Genomic DNA, 2054 nt, shown 5'->3' with positions numbered 1-2054 from the left:
TGTTTGCCCCGCTACTGTTTACTGTTTACTGTTTACTGTTTACTGTTTACTGTTTACTGTTTACTGTTTACTGTTTACTGTTTTTCTCGCTTTGTTTATGGGGTAAAAAGAAGGCATCGAGGGGGTCTGGGACGGGTTTAACCACTGCGGGGGGTTTGGGGGGAATCGCTTCTGCGACGGGTTGCACGGGTGGATTGGGTTTAACGGGGGTAACGACGGGAGTTTCTGGGGGTTTCGTTTCAGCTGCGCTGGGAATTGTCACCTGTCGGGGATTTTCGAGGGGTTTAGTGGAGACCGGGGGAGAATTGTTTTCTGGGGGTTTAACTTCTGAGGTGGGGGAGGGTTTAATTTCTGGGGACGGGGAGGGAGTAGGAAGAGAATTAACCGCTACTGCATCCATCTGTTCTAATTCCACCACATACAATTCGTTAACGGTTTGGGAACCCTGGGGAATAGCCTCAAAGTCAATTTTGCCCTTAATGACGATTTCTTCGCCTTGACGGGGTAATTTATTGCTATTGGTGCGAATCCAAATCTTACCAGACTTATCCTGCAAAAGATAGGCTCCTCCCGCTAAAAAAGGGGCATAATTGCTCACGGTTCCCCTAAGATAAACTAAAGTGCCTTTTGGTTTTTCCTGTAATTGCTCGATCGCTGTTAGGGGAGGATCACCGATGTAGGGAACGGCAATACCGAGGTCAGCAAGGGTACTACAACCGAATAACCCTAGCAATAATAATAAACTGCTGATGCGCCCTACACGAGTCTGGATAGACATTCTTGCTTTAACCTTAACGAGTGCCATTAGCCAATCTTTTTGACCATAGAATGGATCCGAAAGATTTTTGTTCTCGGTATTATCATAGAATGTCCGTAACTACTTGCCAAATTCTCGACGGGAAAGCCTTAGCTCAAAAAATCCAGCTTGGTCTAGGAGAGCGCATCCAGACGCTAAAATCTCCAATGGGAAGACCTCCGGGGTTAGCGGTGTTGATGGTGGGGGATAATCCTGCTAGTGCCGTTTATGTCCGCAATAAGGAGAAAGCTTGTACTAAAATCGGCATGGCCTCTTTTGGTCGTCATTTTCCCACCGATACAAGTGAACTAGAAATTTTAGCGGAAATTGTCCGTCTCAATCAAGATGAGCGGGTGGACGGGATTTTAATTCAATTACCCTTACCTAAGCATTTAGATGCGGTTTCCCTTCTCTACCAAATTGACCCGAAAAAAGATGCTGATGGTTTACATCCTCTCAATTTAGGCGGTTTAGTGCGAGGTGAGGACTGTATCCGCAGTTGTACTCCTGCGGGGGTCATGGCACTGCTGAAAGAATATAATATTCCCATAGCTGGTAAGCACGCGGTGGTGCTGGGTCGCAGTATTCTAGTGGGGAAACCTTTAGCTTTAATGTTATTGGAGGAAAACGCTACGGTGACTATTGCTCACTCGCGCACGGAAAATCTGGCAGAAATAACCAGAAGTGCCGATATTTTAGTACCTGCGGTCGGTAAAGCGAATTTAATCACCCCGGATATGGTAAAACCTGGTGCGGTGGTGGTGGATGTGGGTATTAATCGTGTCGCTGACCGTTTGGTGGGAGATGTGGACTATGCTGGGGTTTTAGAAGTGGCTAGTTATCTTACTCCTGTCCCCGGGGGTGTCGGTCCGATGACAGTGGCAATGTTATTAAAAAATACCTTGTTAAGTTACGAACGCAAGTTATAAATCCTCAGCTACCAGCTATCAGCTATTCAGTGATTCGGCTCTCTTGGATTCGGTAGGTAAAATCTATTCTAAAATACAGTCCTGCTGGTGAGTGCATGGAACGAACCACAAAGACACAAAGGACACAAAGATTGATCACTTCTATATAAGTTAAACTTATCACACAAAGAATAAGAGGGCCGTAATTCTACCGATACAATCCTTGATTTTTTTTTAACTATGTTGGTAGAATTTTACAAAACTGAATAGACTAGGAGCTTTTCGGTCATGATCTTTATTATCCCGATTATTCTTGGTGCGGCTGCCTTAGTTACTGCTGGTGTTGGTGT

Annotated in this window: 2 protein-coding genes; one reads left to right on the top strand and one right to left on the bottom strand. The window is 45.2% G+C overall.

The features are described 5' to 3' along the window. Positions 1 to 67 precede the first annotated feature (67 nt). A complete protein-coding gene (locus PX636_RS09110; protein ID WP_125732762.1) occupies positions 68 to 778 on the bottom strand; it encodes a single stranded DNA-binding domain-containing protein in 711 nt (236 codons plus the stop codon). Between the two features lie 89 nt (positions 779 to 867). Between PX636_RS09110 and folD the strand changes: the two genes are divergently transcribed. Then, positions 868 to 1725, top strand: coding sequence for a bifunctional methylenetetrahydrofolate dehydrogenase/methenyltetrahydrofolate cyclohydrolase FolD (gene folD / locus PX636_RS09105; protein WP_002735754.1), 858 nt, complete (start codon positions 868 to 870; stop codon positions 1723 to 1725). Positions 1726 to 2054: the final 329 nt, after the last annotated feature.

It is taken from the genome of Microcystis sp. M53598_WE2 (assembly GCF_030067735.1).
Lineage (GTDB): Bacteria > Cyanobacteriota > Cyanobacteriia > Cyanobacteriales > Microcystaceae > Microcystis > Microcystis aeruginosa.
Note: the sequence above shows the minus strand (reverse complement) of the source record. Positions and strands in the feature narration are given on the sequence as shown.

Excerpts from the sequence above, each read along its gene's own strand:
- PX636_RS09110 (WP_125732762.1), bottom strand. The coding sequence starts at position 778 with ATGTCTATCCAGACTCGTGTAGGGCGCATCAGCAGTTTATTATTATTG.
- folD (WP_002735754.1), top strand. The coding sequence starts at position 868 with ATGTCCGTAACTACTTGCCAAATTCTCGACGGGAAAGCCTTAGCTCAA.